General features: G+C 44.5%; 22 protein-coding genes. 10 read left to right on the forward strand and 12 right to left on the reverse strand.

Features of this window, described 5'->3' with window-relative positions:
* Positions 1–492 (forward strand): CvpA family protein, encoded by a 492-nt coding sequence (locus tag HKI82_RS14815; RefSeq protein ID WP_102940187.1) that lies wholly within the window; start codon positions 1–3, stop codon positions 490–492.
* 35 nt (positions 493–527) lie between these two features.
* The gene (gene purF / locus HKI82_RS14820; RefSeq protein WP_102940186.1) at positions 528–2,039 is read left to right on the forward strand and encodes an amidophosphoribosyltransferase; all 1,512 of its coding nucleotides are present in this window, start codon (positions 528–530) and stop codon (positions 2,037–2,039) included.
* Positions 2,040–2,170: 131 nt separating this feature from the next.
* Here purF and HKI82_RS14825 read toward each other — a convergent pair whose 3' ends face one another.
* Both HKI82_RS14825 and rnt read right to left on the reverse strand, forming a co-directional pair.
* Positions 2,171–3,496, reverse strand: a complete 1,326-nt coding sequence (locus HKI82_RS14825; RefSeq protein ID WP_102940185.1) for a Na+/H+ antiporter family protein — start codon at positions 3,494–3,496, stop codon at positions 2,171–2,173.
* Positions 3,497–3,525: 29 nt separating this feature from the next.
* Positions 3,526–4,179: a ribonuclease T gene (rnt, locus tag HKI82_RS14830; RefSeq protein WP_042486311.1), complete on the reverse strand. Its 654-nt coding sequence runs from the start codon at positions 4,177–4,179 to the stop codon at positions 3,526–3,528.
* A gap of 258 nt (positions 4,180–4,437) precedes the next feature.
* Here rnt and motY point away from each other — a divergent pair, with 258 nt between their 5' ends.
* Entirely contained in the window at positions 4,438–5,322 is an 885-nt protein-coding gene (motY, locus tag HKI82_RS14835; protein ID WP_102953776.1) for a flagellar protein MotY, read from the forward strand.
* Between the two features lie 79 nt (positions 5,323–5,401).
* On the opposite strand, the gene gloA is transcribed toward motY, so the two are convergent.
* From gloA to rsxA, 8 genes are all read right to left on the reverse strand, one after another.
* The gene (gloA, locus tag HKI82_RS14840; RefSeq protein ID WP_102940182.1) at positions 5,402–5,818 is read right to left on the reverse strand and encodes a lactoylglutathione lyase; all 417 of its coding nucleotides are present in this window, start codon (positions 5,816–5,818) and stop codon (positions 5,402–5,404) included.
* Between the two features lie 34 nt (positions 5,819–5,852).
* On the reverse strand, positions 5,853–6,488 hold the full coding sequence (nth, locus tag HKI82_RS14845) for an endonuclease III (RefSeq protein ID WP_102940181.1): 636 nt from the start codon (positions 6,486–6,488) through the stop codon (positions 5,853–5,855).
* 157 nt (positions 6,489–6,645) lie between these two features.
* Positions 6,646–7,350 carry an electron transport complex subunit E gene (locus tag HKI82_RS14850; protein WP_171138418.1) on the reverse strand — a complete coding sequence of 235 codons (705 nt, stop codon included), beginning with the start codon at positions 7,348–7,350 and terminating at the stop codon, positions 6,646–6,648.
* Entirely contained in the window at positions 7,350–7,979 is a 630-nt protein-coding gene (rsxG, locus tag HKI82_RS14855; protein ID WP_102987685.1) for an electron transport complex subunit RsxG, read from the reverse strand. Before rsxG ends, HKI82_RS14850 begins: the two co-directional genes overlap by 1 nt.
* Positions 7,980–7,988: 9 nt before the next feature.
* Positions 7,989–9,035 carry an electron transport complex subunit RsxD gene (gene rsxD, locus HKI82_RS14860; RefSeq protein WP_171138419.1) on the reverse strand — a complete coding sequence of 349 codons (1,047 nt, stop codon included), beginning with the start codon at positions 9,033–9,035 and terminating at the stop codon, positions 7,989–7,991.
* Positions 9,035–11,434 carry an electron transport complex subunit RsxC gene (gene rsxC, locus HKI82_RS14865; RefSeq protein WP_171138420.1) on the reverse strand — a complete coding sequence of 800 codons (2,400 nt, stop codon included), beginning with the start codon at positions 11,432–11,434 and terminating at the stop codon, positions 9,035–9,037. Before rsxC ends, rsxD begins: the two co-directional genes overlap by 1 nt.
* 8 nt (positions 11,435–11,442) lie before the next feature.
* Positions 11,443–12,030 (reverse strand): electron transport complex subunit RsxB, encoded by a 588-nt coding sequence (gene rsxB / locus HKI82_RS14870; RefSeq protein ID WP_171138421.1) that lies wholly within the window; start codon positions 12,028–12,030, stop codon positions 11,443–11,445.
* Positions 12,030–12,611 carry an electron transport complex subunit RsxA gene (rsxA, locus tag HKI82_RS14875; protein WP_042486237.1) on the reverse strand — a complete coding sequence of 194 codons (582 nt, stop codon included), beginning with the start codon at positions 12,609–12,611 and terminating at the stop codon, positions 12,030–12,032. Before rsxA ends, rsxB begins: the two co-directional genes overlap by 1 nt.
* Before the next feature lie 308 nt (positions 12,612–12,919).
* Here rsxA and HKI82_RS14880 point away from each other — a divergent pair, with 308 nt between their 5' ends.
* Positions 12,920–13,219 carry a PTS sugar transporter subunit IIB gene (locus HKI82_RS14880; RefSeq protein ID WP_171138422.1) on the forward strand — a complete coding sequence of 100 codons (300 nt, stop codon included), beginning with the start codon at positions 12,920–12,922 and terminating at the stop codon, positions 13,217–13,219.
* 21 nt (positions 13,220–13,240) lie between these two features.
* Here HKI82_RS14880 and HKI82_RS14885 read toward each other — a convergent pair whose 3' ends face one another.
* Positions 13,241–14,245 (reverse strand): substrate-binding domain-containing protein, encoded by a 1,005-nt coding sequence (locus tag HKI82_RS14885; RefSeq protein ID WP_102940175.1) that lies wholly within the window; start codon positions 14,243–14,245, stop codon positions 13,241–13,243.
* Positions 14,246–14,616: 371 nt separating this feature from the next.
* On the opposite strand from HKI82_RS14885, the gene HKI82_RS14890 reads away from it, so the two are divergent.
* Positions 14,617–16,734: an alpha-galactosidase gene (locus HKI82_RS14890; protein WP_102940174.1), complete on the forward strand. Its 2,118-nt coding sequence runs from the start codon at positions 14,617–14,619 to the stop codon at positions 16,732–16,734.
* A gap of 95 nt (positions 16,735–16,829) precedes the next feature.
* Here HKI82_RS14890 and HKI82_RS14895 read toward each other — a convergent pair whose 3' ends face one another.
* Entirely contained in the window at positions 16,830–19,154 is a 2,325-nt protein-coding gene (locus tag HKI82_RS14895) for a glycoside hydrolase family 9 protein (protein ID WP_171138423.1), read from the reverse strand.
* Positions 19,155–19,593: 439 nt separating this feature from the next.
* Here HKI82_RS14895 and HKI82_RS14900 point away from each other — a divergent pair, with 439 nt between their 5' ends.
* The 5 genes from HKI82_RS14900 to uhpC all read left to right on the forward strand — a co-directional run bounded on the left by HKI82_RS14900 (position 19,594) and on the right by uhpC (position 25,561).
* Entirely contained in the window at positions 19,594–20,292 is a 699-nt protein-coding gene (locus HKI82_RS14900; protein ID WP_052404605.1) for a family 16 glycosylhydrolase, read from the forward strand.
* Positions 20,293–20,540: 248 nt separating this feature from the next.
* Positions 20,541–21,686, forward strand: coding sequence for a glycoside hydrolase family 5 protein (locus tag HKI82_RS14905; RefSeq protein ID WP_171138424.1), 1,146 nt, complete (start codon positions 20,541–20,543; stop codon positions 21,684–21,686).
* Positions 21,687–21,955: 269 nt separating this feature from the next.
* Positions 21,956–22,582 carry a response regulator transcription factor gene (locus HKI82_RS14910; RefSeq protein WP_102940170.1) on the forward strand — a complete coding sequence of 209 codons (627 nt, stop codon included), beginning with the start codon at positions 21,956–21,958 and terminating at the stop codon, positions 22,580–22,582.
* Positions 22,583–22,584: 2 nt separating this feature from the next.
* On the forward strand, positions 22,585–24,147 hold the full coding sequence (gene uhpB, locus HKI82_RS14915; protein WP_171138425.1) for a signal transduction histidine-protein kinase/phosphatase UhpB: 1,563 nt from the start codon (positions 22,585–22,587) through the stop codon (positions 24,145–24,147).
* A 91-nt stretch (positions 24,148–24,238) separates the two neighbouring features.
* Entirely contained in the window at positions 24,239–25,561 is a 1,323-nt protein-coding gene (uhpC, locus tag HKI82_RS14920; protein WP_171138426.1) for an MFS transporter family glucose-6-phosphate receptor UhpC, read from the forward strand.
* The last annotated feature ends 72 nt before the right edge of the window (positions 25,562–25,633 follow it).

Raw genomic sequence — 25,633 nt, forward strand, 5'->3', positions numbered from 1 at the left:
ATGAATTGGTTAGATATTGTCATTTTAAGTGTGATCGGCTTGTCAGCTTTGATCAGTTTGGTTCGTGGCTTTGCGAAAGAAGCCTTGTCATTAATTATTTGGTGTGGAGCATTTTTCATCGCTTCACAGTACTACGCAAAACTGGCGGTGTACTTTACCAATATTAAAGATGACATGATTCGTAACGGCGCCGCCATTGCTGCACTTTTTGTAGCAACTTTAGTGGTGGGGGCGATTGTGAATTATGTGATTTCGCAATTGGTTCAGAAAACAGGTTTATCAGGTACGGATAGAGTCTTAGGCGTTGTATTTGGCGCATTACGTGGGGTTCTAATCGTAGCAGCGGCTCTGTTTTTTGTGGATACCTTTACTGCATTACCAAGCTCAGAGTGGTGGAAGAGCTCGCAATTAGTACCGGAATTTAGCCGTGTGATTGCGCCTCTCTTCGAACACATACAAGCAACATCAAGTTTTCTATCTGACGCGATATAACGCGTCAGTTACTGACGCAAATCGAGGAATAGGACATGTGTGGTATTGTTGGAATCGTGGGCACAACGCCTGTAAACCAGTCTATTTATGACGCTTTAACGGTATTGCAGCATCGTGGCCAAGATGCCGCTGGTATTTGTACCATAGATAGCAATCGTTTTCGTCTGCGCAAGGCGAACGGTTTAGTAAAAGATGTCTTTGAAGCCAAACACATGCAGCGTCTTCAAGGTACTGTGGGTATTGGGCACGTTCGTTACCCAACTGCAGGCAGCTCAAGTGCATCTGAAGCTCAGCCTTTTTACGTAAACTCTCCATTTGGTATCACGCTTGCTCATAACGGCAACCTAACCAATGCGAATGTTGTACGTGAAAAGTTATTCGAGAAAGATCGCCGTCATATCAATACCACTTCAGATTCTGAAGTACTGCTAAACGTATTGGCGCATGAGATTGATACTGTCAGAGGTAATGTTACTTCTGAAGATGTCTTCCGTGCAGTGGCAAACGTACACCGCACTATTCGTGGCGCATACGCAGTAACTGCTATGATTATCGGTCACGGTATGATTGCATTCCGCGACCCACATGGTATTCGTCCGCTTTGCCTTGGTAAGCGTGAAGTGAATGGTCGCACTGAGTACATGGTTGCGTCTGAATCGGTAGCACTTGATGCTGTTGGTTTTGACTTTGTGCGCGATGTTGCACCGGGTGAAGCGATTTACGCAACGTTTGAAGGTGAACTGTTCACTAAGCAGTGTGCTGATAGCCCAAGTCTTACTCCATGTATTTTCGAGTTCGTTTACTTTGCTCGTCCTGATTCATTCATCGATAAAATCTCTGTTTACAGCGCACGCGTTGAAATGGGTAAACGCCTTGGTGAGCGTATTAAGAATGAGTTTTCTGATCTGGATATTGATGTTGTTATTCCAATTCCAGAAACATCAAATGATATCGCGCTGCAAATTGCTCAAGCAATTGATAAACCATACCGTCAAGGTTTCGTGAAAAACCGTTATGTTGGCCGTACGTTCATCATGCCGGGTCAACAGCTACGTAAGAAATCAGTTCGTCGTAAACTGAATGCTATCCGTTCTGAATTTAAAGATAAGAATGTACTGCTTGTGGACGACTCAATCGTGCGTGGAACGACGTCTGAGCAGATTATCGAAATGGCTCGTGATTCAGGTGCAGCGAAAGTTTACATGGTGTCAGCAGCGCCTGAGATTCGTTTCCCGAACGTATATGGTATCGATATGCCAACAGCAAACGAGTTGATTGCTCACGGCCGTGATAATGCAGATATCTGTAAACAAATCGGTGCTGATGCGCTTATCTTCCAAACGCTTGAAGATTTAGAAGATGCAGTGCGTGCAGGTAACCCTGATATCGCTAAATTTGAAGCTTCAGTATTTAACGGTGAGTACGTAACAGGCGACATCGACCAGCAATACCTAGACTACCTAGAATCGATGCGTGGTGACGATGTTAAGGCACAACGTGAAATTCAGGATCTAGCGAGTCTGGAACTGTACAACGAAGGTGCTTAATCACTTTAAGCGTAAGCATTTTGACGTTGAAAGTCAGTGAATAGCAAAAAGGCTTCCCGAGGGAAGCCTTTTTAATGTCTTACGTTTTATCAACCCCAAAATTTTAATATGCGGGGTTGAAAGCAAATGGGTTAAAGCACCATTGCCGCAATCCAACCAAATGCAACTAACGGCAAGTTGTAGTGGAGGAAGGTCGGTACAACGGTTTCCCAAATGTGCTCATGCTGTCCATCTGCGTTCAGACCAGAGGTTGGGCCTAAGGTTGAATCAGAAGCTGGTGAGCCCGCATCACCCAGTGCAGCAGCAGTACCAACGAGTGCTACGGTTGCCATCGGAGAAAAACCAAAAGCGATACACAAAGGCACATAGATGGTCGCGATGATTGGAATGGTTGAGAACGACGAACCGATACCCATAGTCACCAGCAAACCCACTACAAGCATTAGCAATGCGGCTAAAGGCTTGTTGTCACCAATACTGGTTGATAACGCGCTAACAAGAGATTCAACACCGCCAGTATCTTTCATTACAGCGGCAAAGCCAGCTGCAGAAATCATGATAAAGCCGATCATTGCCATCATGTGAACACCTTTGGTGAACACATCATGCGTCTCTTTCCAAGCGATAACACCGCCGAATGTAAACACCATAAAGCCAGCTAATGCACCGATGATCATTGAACCTGTCGCAAGCTGGACCGCTAATGCAACCACGATACCGACAGCGGCAATGCCAACGTGTTTCTTGTCGATTTCGTTCGCTTGATGGTGAACAACCGTCAGTTCAGTTTCTTGGTACTCACGCGGCTTGCGGTAGCTGAAAAATACGGCAATGAGCAGGCCTGTAATCATGCCAATAGCTGGCAGTAACATCGCCATAGGTACCTGACCCGCAGTGATGTTGTCCAGACCATTCTCACGTAGATTCTTAAGCAGAATGTTGTTAAGGAAAATACCGCCAAAACCCACAGGTAGCACCATGTAAGGAGTGATCAGACCAAAGGTAAGAACACAGGCTACTAAGCGACGGTCAAGTTTGAGTTTTGCAAACACACCTAACAGAGGCGGAATCAAAATTGGGATAAATGCAATGTGCACCGGAATGACGTTTTGTGAAGATACCGCCATCAACAACAAAGCAATCAGAACGGCGTATTTCAATCCAGTTGTTGCCGCACCATGCTCTTTGCCATGAAGACGTTTGATCACGCTTTGGGCTAGTAGATCAGTGATGCCAGATTTAGAAATAGCAACAGCAAACGTCCCCAGCATTGCGTAGCTAAGTGCGATAGTCGCACCACCACCAAGGCCGCTTTCGAAAGCCGCTACAGTATCATTTAAGCTCATACCCGCCACTAAACCGCCAACAATGGCGCTGAAGGTTAGGGCAACCACAACGTTTACGCGCATCAGTGCAAGAAGCAGCATGACGCAAACGGAAATGACTACAGGATTCATATAATTCTCAATTCAAGTCGTGTTTGGTTTTAGTTGTTTTCTTGGTTATCAACAGCAGGCCAGCCACCAAGAGCTTTCCATTTGTTGACGATTCCGCAGAACAGCTCTGCAGTTTTTTGTGTATCGTAAAGCGCTGAGTGTGCTTCACGATTGTCAAATTCCATTCCGGCTGCTTTGCACGCTTTGGCGAGTACCGTCTGTCCGTAAGCAAGACCACTTAACGTTGCGGTATCAAAAGTGGCAAAGGGATGGAAAGGAACGCGTTTAAGTTTACTGCGCTCGCTTGCCGCCATAACAAAGCTATGATCGAAGTTGGCGTTGTGCGCAACGATGATCGCTCGGCTGCAATCAGAGTCTTTCTGCTCTTTACGAACCAGCTTGTAGATCTCTTTTAGCGCATGATCTTCAGACACTGCGCCACGAAGCGGGCTAAATGGGTCATAGATGCCAGTGAACTCGAGTGCCGCTTTTTCTAAATTGGCACCTTCAAAAGGCTCAACATGAAAGTGAATGGTAGAAGCTGGTTGCAAATCGCCGTTTTCGTCCATACGCAAAGTCACTGCGCAAATCTCTAATAAAGCATCGGTTTGGGCATTGAATCCAGCGGTTTCAACGTCAATAACGACAGGAAAATAACCACGGAAACGCTCTTTTAATGTCTTTGCTTCTTTTAAATCAGTCATGCTGGCTCTAGTTATTGTGACAAGGGCGGCATTATTGCATGTTATGACTATAAGAAAAACCTGAGCACTCTATTTAGAAGGAATTAATTAGTTCACTATTCTGTGGTATCAAATTAGGCTGAATTATCGGTTATCAATCGATTTGAGATTAAAGAGTTAGGGATAATCTGGCGAGATTTTTGCATTACTCTGTTCAGATTTACGTTGGTGGCAATGTGTAGCCACGATGACATGCAGTATTAAGAGATAAAAGTCCTTATGAATAAATGGCTTGTGACAAGTTTAGCCGCTGCCACTCTATTGACGCCTGTTGCCGCTTCGGCATTAGAAAAGCGTTATGTGGCAACGCCACAGCAGTCAACTTGGCAGATGGTGGCGAACACACCACTCGAGTGTCGGCTTGTTCATCCTATCCCCAATTACGGCGATGCGGAGTTTTCTGCGCGTGCCAGTAAGAAAATGAATTTGGACTTTGAACTGAAAATGCGCCGCCCGATGGGGGACACACGTAATGTAAGCTTAGTTTCAATGCCACCAGCATGGAGACCGGGTGAAAGCGCAGACCGCATTACGAATATTCAGTTCTTTAAACAGTTTGATGGCTATATTGGCGGCCAATCGGCATGGACACTATTGAGTGAACTGGAAAAAGGACGTTATCCGACATTCAGTTATCAGGATTGGCAAAGCCGTGACCAGCGTATTGAAGTAGCGCTCTCTTCAGTATTATTCCAAGCTCAATACAACGTTTTTAGTGACTGTATTGCCAATTTACTGCCATACAGTTTCGAAGATATCTCGTTCACTATTCTTCATTACGACCGCGGCAATAGTGTTGATCTGAACAAAGCGTCTCAAAAGCGTTTAGAACAGATTGCTGAGTACATTCGTTATAACAAAGATATCGACCTAGTGTTGGTAGCGGCTTATACAGATTCAGCAGACAGCAAAAACGAGAGCCAAAGTCTGTCGGAGAAACGCTCGGAAAGACTGCGCAATTACTTTAAGTCACTCGGTTTACCTGAAGACAGAATTCAGGTGCAGGGCTTTGGTAAGCGTCGTCCAATTGCCGACAACGAATCGCCAATTGGCAAAGATAAGAACCGCCGTGTGGTGATTTCACTTGGTCGCACTCAAGTTTAGTAGTCAACTGTCGCTTTAAAGAGACTAACAAAAACACCGCCATCTGGCGGTGTTTTTTATCGTAAGTACAAAAGAAAGATTAACCTTCTAGGCCTGCACTTGCTTGACGGTTTTGGATAAGTTCAATCATGTAACCATCAGGATCTTTCACAAAAGCGATGTGTGTTGTACCGCCTTTTACTGGACCTGGCTCGCGAGTAACATTGCCGCCAACCGCTTTAATTGCATCACAAGTTGCGTAAATGTCGTCTACGCCGATAGCGATGTGACCGAAACCTTTACCTAGGTCGTATTCTTCTACACCCCAGTTATAAGTGAGCTCAATAACGGCGCCTTGTGACTCATCACCATAACCAACGAACGCTAGAGTATATTTGTACTCAGCATTTTCGCTTTTACGTAGTAACTTCATACCCATTACGTTGGTGTAGAACTCGATAGACTTGTCTAAATCACCTACGCGTAGCATGGTATGTAGAACACGGTTGTTTGACATTTTGGACTCCTAGCTTTCCGGGTAAATTATATATTTACAGTTCTGTTTTCGAGGCGAACTCACACAGGTCTTCAATTATGCAACTCCCACAACGAGGTTTACGTGCGATACAGGTGTATCGACCATGCAAAATCAACCAGTGGTGAACGTCTAATTTGAATTCTGCGGGAACGACTTTCAGTAGTTTCTGTTCGACATCGTCGACAGTTTTTCCCATTGCAAATTTGGTGCGATTGGATACTCGATAAATGTGAGTGTCCACAGCGATAGTTGGCCAGCCAAATGCCGTATTTAAAACGACGTTTGCTGTTTTTCGGCCTACACCGGGTAACGCTTCCAGTGCTTCTCTGTTTTCAGGAACTTCCCCCTTGTGCTTATCAAGCAAAATACGGCAAGTTTTAATCACGTTCTCTGCTTTCGAGTTAAACAGACCTATGGTCTTGATGTACTCTTTAACGCCATCAACGCCCAAATCAAAGATGGCTTGAGGTGTATTGGCAACGGCATACAACTTGTCTGTCGCTTTATTCACACTCACATCTGTTGCTTGAGCGGACAACAGAACGGCGATGAGCAGTTCGAATGGTGAATCCCAGTTGAGCTCCGTTTCCGGCTTTGGATTGTTTTCTCTCAGTCGCTCGAGAATTTGTCTTCTTTTATCTTTATTCATTGCTCTGCGCTGTTTCCAGTCTTTTATACTCTTCCTACTTGATGTCGCAGCGGTGTTGGCTACGTTCGCTCACCCCAATTACATAGTTTATCTATGCTCATGGGGATTCACTCACTTGCCGCCTACCTGCAACACCAAGTAGTTTGAGTATAGTTTTTCATGAGGACGATACGTTGGTGACTCGTGCTCGTTCGATAGTTGGTTTTTCTTGTTTTGGCTGACGCGCTGCAAGCTGCTTATCAATCACATTTTTGAGAGCAATCAGCAGGCCGACGCCGAAAAACGCGCCCGGTGGTAATAGGGCAAGCAAGAAGCTGCTATCAAAATGGAAAATTTCAATTCTCAATACTTTTGCCCAATCGCCTAGTAGCAGATCAGCGCCATCGAACAGGGTGCCGTTACCGATGATTTCTCGCATTGCACCCAGAACAACCAGTACTGAAGTCATACCTAGCCCCATCCACAGACCATCTTGGGCTGAAGGCAGGACGTCATTTTTTGACGCAAAAGCTTCTGCGCGACCGATGATAATGCAGTTAGTCACGATGAGAGGGATGAAGATACCGAGCGACAGATACAACCCGTAGGCGTAAGCATTCATCAACAGCTGCACGCAGGTTACCAACGACGCAATGATCATTACGAATACTGGAATACGCACTTCTTTAGGTACGTAATCGCGAACCCATGATACGGTCACGTTGGAACCGACTAAAACCAGTAAGGTTGCGATGCCTAAACCAAGTGCGTTGGTTACGGTAGAAGAAACAGCAAGTAGCGGACACAAACCAAGCAACTGCACTAAGGCGGGGTTGTTTTCCCACATGCCGTTTTTCATCAATGCCTTATGTTCATTGTTCATTACTGATCTCCGCAGTTATAGGTTTGTTTCGCCAGTGCTTCACGATTTTGATTCACGTAAGTCACTGCGTTCTTCACTGCTTTCACCACAGCTCGTGGAGTAATTGTTGCACCGGTAAACTGATCAAATTGACCCCCGTCTTTACGGACTTTCCACTGTTCCTCGTTGTCTGCTGTTACAGATTTACCTGTAAAGTTTAGTATCCAGTCAGTGATTCTCAGGTCAATTTTGTCACCCAGCCCCGGAGTTTCGTTATGTGCCAGAACTCGGGTGCCGGTAATCGTGCCATCATTTCTAATGCCGACAATGACTTTAATCGCACCGTTATAACCATCGGGAGCAATAGCTTCGATCGCTATTGCACTAGGCTGGCCATTCAGTGTCGCCACATAGGCTGGCATTGAATTATCTGTGCCAAGTGCTGGGTCATTAATCAAGATGCACGATTGTGACAGTTCGTTATCGTGCAGCTTTTTAGGAATCACTTGGTTTAAAATCGACAACAACTGAATCTTCTCTTGTTTTTTGATTTGCGATTCAGTCAATTGATGTGTCAGCGCTACGACACCTGTCGATAAGCAGGCAAAAGTAGCAAGGATGAGACCGTTTTTTCTAATTGCGGTTAGCATAATTGCTCCTTAGTGCCCGTAAGTACGAGGTTTAGTGTAGTAGTCGATTAACGGTACGCACATGTTAGCAAGCAAAACGGCAAATGCCACACCGTCAGGGAAACCACCCCAACTGCGAATGATAAACACCATAGCACCGATGAATGCGCCAAACACTAAACGTCCTTTCACTGTAGTAGAGGCCGTAACTGGATCTGTGGCAATGAAAAACGCGCCCAACATGGTTGCACCAGACAACAGATGAACTAATGGTGATGCGGTTGTACCCGGTGCGAACAGGGTCGCCATTGTGCTCATCACTAACAAGCTCGCGATAAAAGCAACAGGGATATGCCAGTTGATGACTCTTAGTCTCAGAAGAACAAGTCCACCAGCCAAATAGGCAAGATTGACCCATTCCCAACCAATGCCAGCTAGAGAACCGAACTGAGGCTGAGACATTACTTCAGATAAAGTGTGGCCTGCTTTAAGCGACGTTTTCACTGAATCCAATGGTGTGGCCATCGTCATTCCGTCAATACCGGTTCGAACTTGCTGCAGCGATAAACCATCGGAGTCGAAACCAGTAAAGATCAAAGAAAACGAGTCACTAAAAGAGATACCATCTGCGCCTAGCTGATGTGGCGCTATCCAGCTTGTCATTTGAACAGGGAAGGAAATAAGCAAAACCACGTAGGCAACCATTGCAGGGTTAAACGGGTTTTGACCAAGCCCGCCGTAAAGATGTTTTGCAATCAAAATAGCGAAGATTAGACCGATAACCACAATCCACCAAGGTGACATTGGTGGAATGGCAACAGCCAATAACCAAGCGGTGACAATGGCACTGTGGTCTCTTAATGCAAGATGAGCAGGGCGTTTACGTAGTTTCATCACTGCCGCTTCAAATGACAGCGCGACAATAACTGCAAATCCCAACTGGATTAAGGTACCGAAACCGAAGAAATAGGTCTGGGCAAATAAGCCCGGTAGTGCGCACAACGCTACCCACTTCATTAAATCAGAAGTGCTGCGTTTAATATGAGTATGTGGGGAACTAGCTATGAAGAAAGCCACTAGTTATTCTCCTCGGTATTTTTGTTTTGTTGCTCTGCTTTACGAGCCTTCGCACGGGCGATCGCTGCTGCAACTGCTGCTTTTTTTGGGTCTTCTGAAGTTTCTGTTTCAGCCCGAGCTTCTTCTTCCGCAGGCGCGGATTCTTGCTGCGCTTTACGAGCTTTGGCTCGGGCAATCGCTGCTGCAACGGCTGCTTTTTTCGGATCTTCAGAAGAGTCCGTTTCAGCTTGATCTTCTTCATCAGGCGCGGATTCTTGCTGCGCTTTCCGAGCTTTGGCACGAGCAATCGCTGCTGCAACGGCTGCTTTTTTCGGATCTTCTGAAGTTTCTGTTTCAGCTTGAGCTTCTTCTTCAGTAGATGCCGATTCTTGCTTCGCTTTACGAGCTTTGGCTCGGGCAATCGCTGCTGCAACGGCTGCTTTTTTCGGATCGTCAGAAGAGTCCGTTTCAGCTTGAGCTTTTTCTTCCGCAGGTGCGGATTCTTGCTGCGCTTTGCGAGCTTTGGCACGGGCGATAGCTGCTGCAACTGCTGCTTTTTTCGGATCGTCAGAAGTTTCCGTTTCAGCTTGAGCTTCTTCAGCAGGCGCGGATTCTTGCTGCGCTTTGCGAGCTTTGGCACGGGCAATTGCTTCAGCGACGGCTGCTTTTTTATCGTTAGCTGGTGCTTCTGATGTGTCGGTTTGTTGCTCTTTTTCCAGCTTACGTTCACGAGCCTGACGCTTGCGCTCTTCTCGCAGTTTGATCATCTCAGCGTTATCAGGTTCAGCTGCGCCAGTTTTCGCTGCTTCTGCTTGTTTTGCTTTCGCTTTGGCAATAGCGGCGGCAACGGCTGGTTTAACCGCCGAATCGGACGTCGCTGTTGCTTGTTCTTTTTGTGCTTTCACGCGAGCGATGGCAGCAGCAATCGCGTTTTCACCATCGCTGGTGGTCATTTCTTGACGACGGTTTTCTGCTGCGGCTTTAAAGCGATTTTCTCTTTCCGCTTTATCGCGTTCCATACGCTCTTTTTTCTCTTCGAAGCGAATTTTTGCGCGCTCAGCCGCTTCAGATTCCTGCTTGCGAATACGGATTTCTGCTTTGGCCTGACGATAGTATTGAACCAGTGGAATTTCACTAGGGCAGACGTACGCACACGCGCCGCATTCAATACAATCTTTTAAGTGCAGTTCTTCACACTTGTCGAATTCTTCTGCTTTTGCATGCCATTGAAGCTGCTGTGGGAGAAGGGATGCAGGGCATACTTCAGCACATTGACCACAACGAATACAAGCCATTTCATAGGATTGTGGCGCAATTTCCTGACGTGTCGGAGCGAGAATACAGTTAGATGTTTTGGTCACAGGCACATTGGCATGGGGCAGGGTAAAGCCCATCATTGGGCCGCCCATGATCAGACGCGGAAGCTTTTTATCAGCCTGATAGCCAAACTCATCAAGCAGTGCCTGAACAGGGGTGCCAAGCAGTGCCCAGACATTCTTCGGCTTTTTAAAACTGTTACCTGTGAGTGTCACTACGCGGCGAATTAACGGCTCACCATCAACAACAGCGCGTTTAATGGCTTGCATAGAACCGACGTTTTGCACCATCAAACCAATATCAGCAGGGATTCTGCCATTCGGTACTTCAAGATTGGTAAGAATCTTGATCAGCTGCTTTTCACCACCTGACGGGTATTTGGTTGGAATAACACGAATAACGATGTCTTTATTCAACGCCGCATTTTGCAACGCTTCAATCGCTTTCGGTTTGTTATCTTCAATGCCAATAATGGTCAGTTTTGGTTTTAGAATGTGTTCGACAATGCTGATGCCTTGGATGATCTCTTGAGCGTTTTCTCGCATCAGAACATCGTCAGCGGTGATGTAAGGTTCACATTCAGCAGCATTAATGATCAGAATGTCAGTGCGTGACAGACCTGATTGAATTTTCTTTGCTGTCGGGAAGCCCGCACCGCCCATGCCTGAAACACCCGCTTGGCGGATGATTTCAATCAGCTCATCAGGTGAGGATTGAGTAAAATCTTCAATGCATGTTTTCTCAATCCACTCATCTTTTCCGTCAGTTTCAATAACGACACACAACTCAGCAAGACCGGAAGGGTGCGCTGTTGTTCTCGGTTCGATCGCTTTCACTTTGCCAGATGTTGGAGCATGAATGGGCAGCATAAATGTCGAGGTATATTGAGTTAATGCCTGACCTTTTTTAACGCTGTCGCCAACAGTGACCAGTAGATCGCCTGGCTTACCGATGTGCTGCTTAAGAGGCAGCACGAGTTCACTTGGAATACTAGCCTGAGCGATAGCGGATTGATTCGATTGTTGTTTGTTTTCTGGTGGGTGAATGCCGCCCGGAAATGTCCACAGGCTACCCGTTCTGATTTGTTCGATTAATGACAACATATGAATCCTTAATCCCCGCTGTTTTGCTGACTGGTTGCAGCGTTTGTAACATCAACCACAGGAATCGCATTTAGCTGCCATTTCCAAGTCTCAGTGGTTGTTGCAACAGGGATCATTTCAATACAGTCTGTAGGGCACGGAGCAACACAGAGATCGCAACCCGTACACTCATCTTTAATTACGGTATGAAGTGCTTTGGTACCACCTACTATCGCGTCAACAGGGCAAGCCTGAATACACTTGGTGCATCCGATACACATATCTTCATGAATAAAAGCAACGGTTTTGACTTTGCTATCAAGATCGTGTGCAGACTCTTGGACGTCAACGCCCATTAAGTCGGCTAATTTTTCGATCGTTTGCTGACCGCCCGGAGGGCATTTATTGATTTGGTCACCATTGGCAATCGCTTCTGCGTAAGGACGACAACCTGGGTAGCCACATTGACCGCATTGGGTTTGTGGCAAAATAGCATCAATTTGGTCAACGATAGGATCGGCTTCAACTTTGAAGCGGATGGAAGCAAAGCCCAAAATAGCGCCAAATACGGCAGCAAGTACCGCGATAGCTAATACAGCAATTAATATCGTACTCATTACAACTTCACCAATCCGGTAAAGCCCATAAAGGCAAGCGACATCAAACCAGCCGTGATCATGGCGATAGATGCGCCTTTAAATGGTGCCGGTACATCTGCTACATGAATACGCTCACGCATTGATGCAAACAGGATCAGTACCAGTGAAAAGCCCACAGCAGCGCCGAAGCCGTAGATGATCGACTGTATGAAATTATGGTTTTCGTTGATGTTAAGTAATGCCACACCTAAAACTGCACAGTTAGTGGTGATGAGAGGCAGGAAGATACCTAACAAACGATAGAGTGTCGGGCTGGTTTTGTGCACCACCATTTCGGTAAATTGAACCACAACCGCAATCACGAGGATAAAGCTCATGGTGCGTAAGTATTCAATACCCAATGGTTTAAGGATGTAACTTTCTACAAGATACGAACATACGGAAGCCAAGGTTAAAACGAACGTTGTCGCTAACCCCATGCCAATTGCAGTTTCTAACTTTTTGGATACGCCCATGAAAGGACACAAGCCCAAAAACTTTACCAGTACAAAGTTGTTTACCAGCACAGTGCCGACTAACAACAAAAGATATTCGGTCATAATTATATAATGTCTTCGTTCCGATCTCGGTATTATCCTGCTTTGCGTAGTCAATAACAACCAACCAAAGATAAGGTTTTCAATTTAAGAATAAAAAAAGTTGAAACTTTACACGCTAGATTGAACTCGTAGCCCGAATTCGCGTAGAACTCTCAGTTATGATGTTCCTATGTATTGCATGACGACATGTTCAGAAAACACTGATTGTTCTGTATGTGTGACTAAGGTGTAATTTAGGTTCATGTACTTACAGTGTAGGGTTATTTATTGTATTTACTGCAAATCATCTTATTTATCGGCAGGTTTTTATGATTGATAAAATTCGTCAGTTTTTTAATTTTTTAGTCAGAGTAAACCCGAACATTGGTCAGGAAACTGACGGCATCGTAAAAGCTGTAGGCGGACTAGAGAACATCGTCCATTCGGGGGCGTGTGCGACAAGATTAAGATTGCAACTTAATGATTCTGCTCTGGTTGATGTTGACTACTTAAAATGCAACGGAGCTTTTGGTGTCGTTCTGCTGGACAAAAGCAACGTGCAAATTATCTATGGAGTAAAGGCGAACAACTATGCTCAAGAGATAGATGCTCGCCTTCAAGTACTTTAGGTAAACCTGATAGGGCAGAGCTTATTGCGCTCTGCCTACTGAGGAACGACGAACTAAGGTCGGCATAAACAGTTTGCACTCTGAGCGTTCTACGTTCTCATTATTTGCCAGTTGCAAAGAAAGTTTCACCGCTTCGTTTGCCATTAATTGAATGGGATAACGAATAGTGGTGAGACGCGGGTAAACAAAGCGAGCCATGTGTCCGTCATCAAACCCAATTACGGACATCTCTTCAGGAATACGAATGCCATTTTCTTGAAGCAGCACCAAACAACCTGCCGCCATATAGTCGTTATAGGTAGAGACCGCAGTAATGTCGGTATTTTTGGCCATCAGATTGACCATTGCCTGCTCGCCGCCAAGCTCGTCGGGCTCACCGTACTCCACATACTCGTCTCTCGCGTCTATACCGTAATCGCGCAGTGCATCAAAGTAACCTGCTAGTCGGTCATGGGCATCATCAATATTATGGCTAGAGGCAATATAGCCGATGTGTTTATGACCATTTTTAATCAGATACTCAGTAGCGATATAAGCCCCTTTGCGGTTATCTAATGCGATACAACGCGAAGCGATGTCAGGCACAACACGGTTGATCAGCACCATACCGGGTACTTCTTTCGCGAGTTTTGTCAGCTCCTGATCGCTCATGCCTTTGCTATGCAGCACAAGCGATTCACAGCGGCTGTTAATTAACAGATTGATAGCGTTACGCTCTTTCTCTGCATCATGATAGCCGCTACCAACCAGTAGCTGCTTTTCCTGCTCACTGGCGATGGTATCAATTGCTTTCACCATGATGCCAAAAAAAGGCGCAGACACATCACTGACCAAAACGCCAATGGCATTGGAAGATTTGCTTACCAGCGCGCGAGCATTTGCATTCGGGCGATAGCCCAGCTTCTCCATTGCGGCTTTAACCGCAATGATGGCGGTTTCGCTGGTGTGCGGGGCGTTATTAATGACGCGTGAAGTGGTCGCTATGGATACTCCCGCTTCCCGTGCAACGTCTTTTATGGTCGCCATAGTGATATTTACCTTAGGTTTCTAAGAGAGCGTTTAGTACTTATGCCATACAAGCTTAAGTTGTTTTGCTTAAGTGATTTCAGCGGCTCTCTGAACATGATTCTACTGTTTGTGAAAATGTTTTCAGGTTTTAAGGCACTCATTAAATATCGGTTATTTAGACAACTCAAGTGCTTAAAGCCTAACTACTGCGCAAGCTCAAGCTTTTAAGCTTGTTTATGGTCAGCATTTCTCAAACTCCATACTTTCTAACAGAAATAGCGAAACCTGTAGATGCATGGAAACGTTTCCATGATTATGGCTTTAATCACAGAAAGTTTTTCAGTTTTGCTTATGATATCGAAAATTAAAAGGTTTGAAGGGAACAGACAGTGACGGAGCCAGTATTAATTAACTTAACCGGTAAACAGAGCCAGATCATCGTTGAGGTCGGAGAGTTTGCAGAGATTCTCTATTGGGGCAAACCCGTTCAAGGTGCTTTGGAAAACTATAGGAAGAGTTTGTATCGTCCTGTGCCTTTTGGCCGCCTCGACAAAGATGTTTCAATGACATTAAGCCCAGAATTGGGGCGTGGTGTTTTCAGTAGCCCAGGTGTCGAAGGGCATCGCGACGGCTTGGACTGGGCTCCGGTCTTTGTTGTTCAGCAAATAGTAGAAATTGACACTGGGGTGCGTATTGAAAGCGTTGATGAACTGGCAGGTTTGTCGCTGACGACTGAACTGTGTTTAGACGCTGATGACGTGGTGAAAACCCGTCATACTCTAACCAATTTAAAGGCGGGTGTTTATCAGGTTAATCGCTTAGCCAATACTCTACCTTTGCCTGCTAGAGCCAACGAACTGATGACATTTTTTGGCCGCTGGGTTCACGAGTTTCAAACTGCTCGCCAGCCTTTAATGCATGGTGGTTATCAGCAAGAAAACCGTCGTGGACGCACGTCTCATGAACACTATCCGGCATTGATTGCAGGCCAGCAGCATTTCGATGAATTGCAGGGTGATGTGTGGGGGTTCCATTTTGCTTGGAGCGGCAACCACCGCATGCGCGCGGATGTTAAGGCCGATGGTCGTCGTCTTGTGCAAGCTGAAGTGATTTATTTCGCTGGTGAAGTGTCATTAGCGCAGGGAGAAAGTGTCACATCGCCATGGCTGTATGCCAGCTACAGTGATAAAGGTCTGAACGGCATGAGTCAGCAGTTCCACGCTCATGTACGTCATCGTATTTTACCGAAAGAGTTTGCTGCGAAGCCTCGACCAATTCATCTCAATACGTGGGAAGGTATCTATTTCAACCACGACCCTGAATACATTAAGTCAATGGCAACTCAGGCGGCAGCCATGGGTGTCGAACGTTTCATTATTGATGACGGTTGGTTTAAAGGTCGAAATGACGATAAAGCTGCGTTGGGTGACTGGTTCCTTGATGAAAGAAAATACCCTCAAGGTCTCACTCCAGTTGTTGAGCATGTTAATCAACTCGGTATGGAATTTGGTTTGTGGTTTGAACCGGAAATGATTAACAAAAATTCCTACCTTTACAGGCAGCATCCGGATTGGTTGCTGGCTGTGGAAGGGTATGAGCAGCCTACAGGGCGCAATCAGTATGTGATTGATCTGCAAAACCAAGAGGCCTTTGACTATCTGTTTGAGCGACTCGACCATTTTCTTTCCACTTACAACATCGCTTACATCAAATGGGATATGAACAGGGAAGTGGTTCAGCCTGCTCATGGGGGAATGGCCGCGGCTCATAAGCAAACGCAGCGTTATTACCAGCTGGTGGATAAAGTTCGCGCCAAGCACCCGAATGTGGAAATTGAATCCTGCGCCGCAGGTGGTGGCCGTATTGATTACGAGGTACTGAAAAGGACTCATCGTTTTTGGGCGTCGGATAACAACGATGCTTTAGAACGTCAGACTATTCAACGTGGAATGAGTTATTTCTTCCCACCGGAAGTGATGGGTAGCCATATTGGTGCTAGTCATTGCCACAGTACACGTCGTCGACACAGTATTGAATTCAGAGGCTTAACGGCTCTGTTTGGTCATATGGGTATTGAGCTAGACCCTGTAAATGAGAGCCAAGAAGAGAAGCAAGGCTTTGAATACTATGTGAAGCTACACAAAGCGCTGCGCCCATTGTTGCACAGCGGAACAACTTGGCGGATTCCAAGTGAGGATAAAGCGCATCAAATTCATGCGGTGGTATCGCAAGACAAATCACAAGCGGTGGTATTGGTTTCTCAGCTCGCTATGCCAACGTATTCATTAAGTGGTCATCTTCGTATTGTCGGATTGGATCCAGAATCAACTTACCAAGTATCAGTGATTGATAAGCCGGAGAACTTCAACCACATTGTGGCTTGCCAACCTGAATGGACTGCATCTGGTTGTGAAATGTCTGGTGAGTGGTGTCAGAACGTCGGCCTAACTATGCCAATTCTCGACGCAGAAAGCGCAATCTTGATTGAGCTGAAGCGCGTGAGTTAGACATTTCTATCGTTAATCGATAAATAAAATAAGCCGAAAATAGGATTTATTTTCGGCTTATTAACTTAATGATTATTTGATTGCAGAACCGTTAATTACTGAACTGTTTCGTCTAAGAAGCTCGCAGCCCAAAAGAATGGAGCATTCCAGTTAATCGTAATTTCATTCAGTGTCCACGCACCAATATCATCTTTCCAACAAGTCTGCCCAATACACTTGCCCTTCATTGACGCCGCAACAGGGTCACTGAAGTTGATTGAATTTGGACCTCCAGACATAACACCAGGAGCGACTATCGGCGAATTGCTGTCCGCGGAATGTGCCCAAAAACGGTGATGTGGATTGGTAAGTGGACGGCTACCGTAGCCTGAAACATAAGATTGGTCCAAAGCGTTACGTCCTAAGATGTAGTCCATTGCATTGATGATGCCATCTACGTACTTTTGATCTTTGGTGAAATCATAAGCAACTCCCATGAAGATACTGCGATTCATTAAGTTTGAATTTGAACCCCATGGGTACTCTTTTGTGCTGTAAGGAATTTGATAGCCTTCACTCTCAATAGACTGGTAGTAAGCATCCGCAGTTTTGATGATATTAGCGCGTGCTTTTTCTATCTCTTTTTCCGGTAAGTTATTTGGAACAATCGCAAGAGACAAAGTCCCTGCAGCGCTCACTCCTTGCCAGTAGAGATCTCCGGTCGCTTCAATATCTCCTTTCGGAGCTACGAGATAATAAGGTGATGATTGAACTGCCTTTTTGTATTCTTCTTTTCCTGTTGTGATAAATAATTCTGCTGCTGCCCAGTAAAACTCATCGTCTAGTTGAGTATCATCATAGGGGCCGGAGCCGACAAAGTTGTCGTAGGCATACACATTTTTATGCTGATTGGCTGCTTTCCATGCTTTTTCTGCTGAACTTAAGCAGCGCTTGGCGTAGCTTGCATCCAGCTCTTTCCAAACTCGAGCACATTGAGCGGCAGTTGCAGCCAAATTAAGTGTAGCGGCTGTTGTTGGATAGCTCAGGAAGCGCTCGCGTGGATCTTTGTGAGGAGGTAACGGCATTCCCGTCCAAGCATCATCTGCGACCTTATGAAAAGCCATACCACTGGCATCAATTTCCGTTAGTTTCAAATGATCCAGTTGGTTGGATTGATCGCCAACAGGAACCGAAACTTTTCTGTTTTCAGGCGCTTGCATTGACATCATGAAGTCCATCATCCAGCGAGATTCATCGAGAAGATCGTTGAAGTTGTTTTTGTTTTCCGGAAGTTTGGCTTTTCCATCAGCAAAAGCGTTAGCACGGGCGGCCAGTTTTTCTCTTTCGTAGTAATTGGTCAGTGTCCACAATGAAATACCACCGTTTACTACGTACTTCCCATGATCGCCCGCATCATACCAGCCTCCAGTGACATCTAATGATAGGTCACAACCTGGCCACTGATTGCCCTTTGCATCGGTTTTATTAAAGCAAGTAACGACTTCTGGCTTGTGTCCAGCTGGTCGAGCGAGATCGGCTCTTTGAACAAATTCAGGAAGAATATCAATACCGCTTCGTTGCTGATAGAAGAAAGAGAGCGCGTCATACTTCATAGTGCTATAGATGGCATTATCAATGGCAAATGGATGGCTTTTGTGTCCGTCAACTTCCAAGATCGCTTTCTTTGTCGGAGTTTGCACGCTGCTGAAATCGATTAATTGAACATGTTCACCAGAGGCTTTATTTAAGCCAAATGGAATCGTCTGACCTTTAGCTATTAGCTTCTTGTCAGCGTCTAACAGCTTCCAATCCATAGGTGATGTTTCTTTAGTAACAATCGTTGCGTGTTTAGGGCCACGGACAAAGTAGCCGACTTGGTTCACTCTAACGCTAGCAAGGTCGCTTTCTTTAACATATTGAGGTCCGGTTAATGATACATTTTTGACGCAAACTGTTGTTGGCGTTTCTGTTCCCATTTGAAATTGAAACTGCACACTATCGTCATCACCAGATGGCTTGAATGAAAACTCAAACGGTTTCAGCTCTTGATTGAGATAAATATCCTTAACAAAATGATTGGTGTATGGCGCGCCATTATGTTGAACGAGCGCTTTGACGTTTATTGACTGCTTCGCTAACGCACTAAATTTTAGATGGTAGTCTTCGCCCTTTTTCAAGGCCAGTCCCGATTGTCCAAGGATAACATCCCAAGGGTTACTTCCCCTTTTGGTAAACGTTATACAGCCCATTTCGTCGGTAGCCAGTAAATCAGCTCCGGCTGCCCACCAACCGTCTGTACCCTGTGAAAAGTTGCCATTAGTGATGAGCTCTTCTTGACCCATGCTGACATTATTTGCCGTAGTTTTCTCAACAGCACAGCCACTAAGTCCAATAAAACTACAACTAACAATAGCAACGACACTTAGCCGTTTTTTATTCATTTTAACCTCGTGAAATTTTATCAATACAAATAGAAATCTTTGTTCTCGCCATGAACCCTTGTGGGGCAGAAATGTATTTTTGGTTTTTAAATTTGGATTTTTATAACACGACATGTCTATGAATATTACAAGTGGCATTTATGTGTATTTGGCAAAGGTTTTCAACGATATGTTTATTTTGTTTGCTAGTTAAATAATTTTACTAGTTCCAAGAAACTATTTCATGACAAAGAAGGAATTGTGATAGTGCCTGTTGTTTCAAGTTTTGATAAATGACTTGTTTGCGATTTTCATAGATAGGTATAGACAATTTTTAAGGAATCATTCTAGAGTTTATTCCTGAAAGAAAAGAGGAAACAAAGATATTTTGCTGTTGTGCTTTGTTCTTGAAACTATGAAGTTATACATCGGGTATATTATCCTAGCTAAGAGATTAACCATGAACACTATTCTACGAAACTGTAGTTATGCAGTGCTACTTAATATTTTGTTTGCTTCTTCCAGTTATGCTTTGAATTGGAGCGGGATGAACTGGCTTGTTTCTGATGGTTGGAAAAATGGGGGAAGTGAGTTTGATTGTACATGGAAAGCACAAAATATTTGGCGTGAAGCTGACTTATTAATTATGCACGCAAAGTCAGAGTCTTATGGAAAGAGTTGCTCTGAAATTCGAACCGATCAATATGTCCGACGTGGTCGCTATGAAGTCGAAATGCAGGCAGGTGCTGTACCAGGAACCATAAGTTCCTTTTTTACTTATGCGGGAGAAGCTGGCACATACAGTCATTATGAAGTGGATATTGAGTTAATGGGAGGAACTAATTTACTGCACACTAACGTATGGATTGGCGGCCAACAGTTTCCTTTAGACATTGACTTGGGGCAGTATGGTATGTCGATTTGGAGCATGGAAAAATATGCATTCACGATCGACGAGTATGGTGTGACTTGGGAAGTATTCAGCCGCTATCAAAATAGATGGGTTCAAGTTCGAAGAGCGAATCAAAAAGTTTCAGACTATATGCAAATTTTTATTAATAACTGGATAAGCGCCAATCCTCAATTCCCACCAAGCTATTACAATGGTTATCCTGTATATGCCAAATATAAAACAGTTAGATTTATTCCGTATGAGTAACGCCTAGCGTGAAAATATGTAACTCCAAGGTGTGTGTTTAATGTCATTTATATTTTAAATGGACGAATGCTAAATAATTTCTGTTGTTAAGACATTGAACATTATTGATGGAACATTGCCATTCACAGGCTTCACATAAGTCCTACTTCTATGGTGGTAGGGCTTAGTTATTTTTAGAGTATTGAAGTGATGCATAATGAACGTGATTTTTAGGGGAACGCTTTTTTATGAGTTATAGAATAAAAATAATGAGTATCGCGGCTTTTAGTCTCTTCGCCGTTGCGGGATGCGGCTCAGATATAAATAATTTCAAGCTAAGTGATCAATCTGTTGTGTTAGAAAAAAGCTATTACACAGATATGTATCACTGGAATGAAAGCAAAGGGCTGAGCAGCACGCTACTTGGACGGGGGATTAATATGGGGAATTATCTGGAATCTCCCACTTACGAAGGAGAATGGAATAGCAACCTGACCATTAAGGCGAGTGATTTTAGAAATATCAGTCAATCAGGTTTTTCAAGTGTAAGGATTCCCATCCGTTGGAGCGCACATACGCTGCCTAGTGATCCCAATACTATCGATGATGCTTTCATGTCACGGGTTCAAGAGGTGGTTGATCAAGCAATCCAAGAAAACTTAAAAGTAATTATTAATACCCATCATTTTAATGAACTATTTTATGACGATAGAGATTATAGCTATCAGCGTTCACGGCTATTAAATTTCTGGCAGCAAATATCTAACCGTTTCCCTATCAGTCAATACGGAGAGGATCAGCTGATTTTTGAGTTTCTAAATGAACCTCATGAAGACGTTGGTGTGAGAGAATGGAATAGCCTAGTTGTAGAGTTAACCAATCTTGTTTGGAACAAGAATGCTAAAACTCAAAACAACGCTCTTGGGCAACGTAAGGTCATGATTGGAACCGCGGATTGGGGCGGAGTGGCGAAACTGCCATATCTTCGACTTCCGAGGGCGGCGAATCCCAAAAATACAATCATCACTGTACATTTCTACGAACCGTTTAAATTTACTCATCAGGGGGCTTCATGGGTTGAAGGCGCCGATGCATGGGTCGGTACTCGTTGGTTGGCGACACAACCCCAACGTAAAGTGCTGCTCGATTACCTAAATGTTGTAGATAAATGGAACGCGGCGCCAAATCGTGGCTTTGAGATAAATATTGGTGAGTTTGGGGTATACAGCCAATATGCTCCGCCAGAGGATCAGCAAGCTTGGACTGCCTTCATTACAAGGGAAGCAGAAAAGAGAGGGTATAGCTGGAATTATTGGGAGTATAGCTCCGGTTTTGGTGCTTATGATCCACATTTCAAGCAGTGGCGAAAAGCACTACTTGGTGGATTAATACCAGAAGACGTGGATAGTCTTTAAGTTGCTATCTGTATTGTCCAGAATGTTATTTATTTTGCGAAAGAGTTTACCAAGCTTATTTAGGAGGTTTTAATACACATATAACCGTTGTCTAAATACTGATTGGGGATTTTGGAGCGCTTTAAAACTTCGAAAATTGAATCCTTGTCGATTCTGTAACTAATAGAAATAATTACGCTGTGCATTACGTCTCGATAACATAATGTAATACCCGATAGACTGCTATTTAATATTCAGAGTGTTAACACAAGTTATATAAGTAAACAGCGATGATAAAAATAGCTTTGATTGATGATCATACTATCGTACGTTCCGGATTTGCTCAGTTACTGAACCTAGAGCAAGATATTGTTGTAGCTAGTGAATTTGACAGTGCTAAGGATGCATTCCATACATTAACTCAGACTCCTGTGGATGTGGCTGTTATCGATATATCCATGCCTGACGAAAATGGTTTGAGTCTTTTGGAAAGACTTCGTCGGAGTGATCCTGCGTTTAAAGCTATAATTTTAAGCATCTACGATTCTGCATCTTTCGTAAAGAAAGCGCTTGATGCTGGAGCGCAAGGCTATTTGTCAAAGCGCTGCGGACCTAGTGAACTAGCAAGCGCAATCCGCACTGTTGCATCAGGTAAGCGTTATTTGTGCGCTGATGCACTGATTAATCTCAGTAATCCAGATATCAACAATGTTTTGGTAGAGCTAACAAAACGTGAGCTAGAAGTATTCGACCAATTGATTAAGGGAAAAGAAGTCAAAGAAATTGCACAGTCACTCTTTCTTAGCCACAAAACGGTTCATGTTCACCGAGCTAATATCCTTAGCAAATTAAACCTAACTAACAACGTTGACTTAATCCGTTTCGCCATTCATCACCATTTGCTTGCAGAAGGCTGAGTATGTCTGGAGTAGTGTTCAACTTATTATTCAGCTTTTTACTCTACAGTATCACTCAGTTTAGTTTATGGAATATTAGTCAGTATTTAAGTCAAGCTCCGTTACACGCATATTTGTTGTTTCCAACAGGACTTAGATTAGCAGCTTATCTCTTGGTGAAGCCTAATTACATCTGGGTGTTACTGGTCAGTGATTTACTGCTCGCAGGGGCTATATGGGCGTACTTGCCAACAGAGGCGGACTCGGTATTGTTGTTGATGCCGCTTGTTGCTTGGGTCACAGTAACTTTTGCTCGCCAACGTTGGCAACACATCTCTCTTTACTGGCAAAAGTTGTTGTTGATCGTTGCGTTGGTTGTCGCGCACAGCGCAGCCACAGGGCTAACGTTTGTACTGCTGGGTAAACCTCTTCGCATCAACGCCGATACGATTACCGCAGTTACAGTCGCATCCCTAACTGGCGGCCTTGTATTAACACCGTTTTTGTATCTGGTGGCAGATTATCTACGTCACCAAACTTGGTCACCATTGACACCGCAGCTCATACATCAGGATGTGAAATTACAGCCAAAGATGTTGGTTTGGAGCCTATTTTTCTTTTCATCGGGATTGCTAGCGGAGCTTACTCTGCTTGACCAAATGAAGCCATTTGCTCTGTTGATCATCATGTTACCGACAATCTTTCTTGCTTATCGTTATGGATGGCAAGGTGGAGTGTTGGCGAGCAGCTTAAACAGTATATTGCTTGCCACAGCAAGACAGCTCAGTGGCTCATTTGAATCCGATCAAGAGCTGTTGATCTTCATGTCCAGTCAGGCCTTGATTGGTCTAGGCTTAGGTATTGCTATCAGTCGTCAACATCAATTATCTATGTTGCTCCAGAAAGTTAACCAAAGACTGGCTAGGGAGCTGGCGGTAAAGCAAAACCTTGCACGTCAGTTAGTTTCCGTCGAGGAACAAATTCGTAAATCAGTGGCTAGAGAGTTACACGATGAAATCGGCCAAAACATCACAGCCATCCAGATCCAATCCATGTTGGCTCAACGCCTAGCTGAAGATGAACAAGCCAGAAGTGCAGCGACGAGCATTCAATCTTTGGCCATGAGAGTGCATCACTCAACCAGACAATTGTTGAAGCAACTGCGGCCACATATTCTTGATGAACTGGGTTTAGAACACGCAATTCGCCAATTGATTCAGGAAATGCGTTTCACTGAACAGGGTATTCAAGTTGGTCTAAATATTGGTGTTGACCCACAAAAGCTAGATGACACCACCAGTGTGACACTGTTTCGTATTGTTCAAGAACTTCTAAACAACGTTTCCAAACACGCCAAGGCTCGTAATGTAAACATCAGCTTGTTCCCGGGCAGTGACATGGTTCTGGAAGTAAAAGATGATGGTATAGGCCTTCCTGAAGACTGGCGCATCCGTGGGCAAGGAATTAAAGGGTTGACTGAACGAGTATCCGCACTTGGAGGTAGTCTTAAACTAACCACTTCATCTAATCCTGGTGGCACTCGTATTATTGTTAACCTACCCACAAAATCGTTACCAACAGATTAGAAACTAGGAATATTTCCTAGATGAATACAAATCCTTCTCATGTTTTTCCCTCTTCTTCTCTTTAGGATCAGATTAACAAGGACAAACAAGCATGAACATTGTGCCGACACAAACCAATAGCACAAACATGGACACCGATCAGGCTTATCGTTATTGGCGCATTCAGTTGATGGTATCCATGTATGTCGGATACGCGGTTTTTTACTTTACTCGTAAAAGTTACAACTTTGCACTGCCAGGGATGTTGATTGACTTAGGGATGGATTATTCCGACTTTGGTCTATTAGGTACCATGTTCTATTTAACCTATGGTGTTTCTAAGTTTGTTTCTGGCTTGATGATAGACCGTTCCAGATCTCGATATTTTATGGGATTGGGTTTGATAGCTACTGGTATTGTAAATATTGCTTTTGGTTTCAGCTCTTCGTTACTTGCGTTTACCTTGCTATGGACGATAAACGCGTTTTTTCAGGGGTGGGGGTGGCCAGCATGCGCCAAAATACTAACCAGTTGGTATTCACGAAGTGAGCGAGGATTTTGGTGGTCGATTTGGAATACCTGCCACAACCTTAGCGGAGCTTTGATCCCTATCACGATTGGTTTTATTAGTTTGAATTTTGGCTGGCGCTATGGGTTTATCGTGCCTGGTTGTGGTGCTGTATTAGTTGGTATTTGGCTATGTTATCGCATACAGGAAAAACCCACTCATATCGGATTACCTTCCGTTGGCCAATGGCGCAATGATTCGCTTGAGTTGGAACATGAAAAGGAAGGGCAAGGGCTGTCCTTCAATGTAGCAGTTTATCGCTATGTGCTGACAAACCGTTACATATGGTTGCTGTGCGGGTCATATCTGCTGGTATATGTCGTGAGAATTGCAATTAACGACTGGGGTGCTTTGTACCTAGTGGAGCGACATTCCTATGACGTCTTGAGTGCAAATAGCGCGGTTTCCATGTTTGAAGTAGGTGGTTTTTTGGGCTCGTTATTTGGTGGTTGGGGTTCGGACCGATATTTCCATGGTAATCGTGCCCCGATGAACTTGATTTTCGCCTTGGGTATTTTTGCTTCAGTTGCTGCACTGTGGTTAACCCCAGTGCAGCATATAGGATTTCTAGCTGGATGTTTTTTCTGTATCGGTTTCTTTGTATTTGGCCCACAGATGATGATCGGTATGGCCGCCGCCGAATGCGCTAGGAAAGACCTAGCTGGTACGGCTACCGGATTTATAGGCTTATTCAGTTATTTCGGTGCGGCGCTTGCGAGTTATCCAATGTCTCTCGCTATTGAGCATTGGGGGTGGGAAGGATTTTTCTGTTTGATTACCGCGGCGGCAGCTGTGATTAGTTTACAACTGCTTCCTTTTATAAAGGCTCAGCAACCGAGTTCGGACGATGAGCTACCAATATCATGAAAGCTTTACTATCTAACAACGTGACAATGCTTCTAATGGTGACCTGATTGGCTTCTTGCCTGATCAGGAATT

This window comes from Vibrio plantisponsor (assembly GCF_013041605.1).
GTDB lineage: Bacteria > Pseudomonadota > Gammaproteobacteria > Enterobacterales > Vibrionaceae > Vibrio > Vibrio plantisponsor.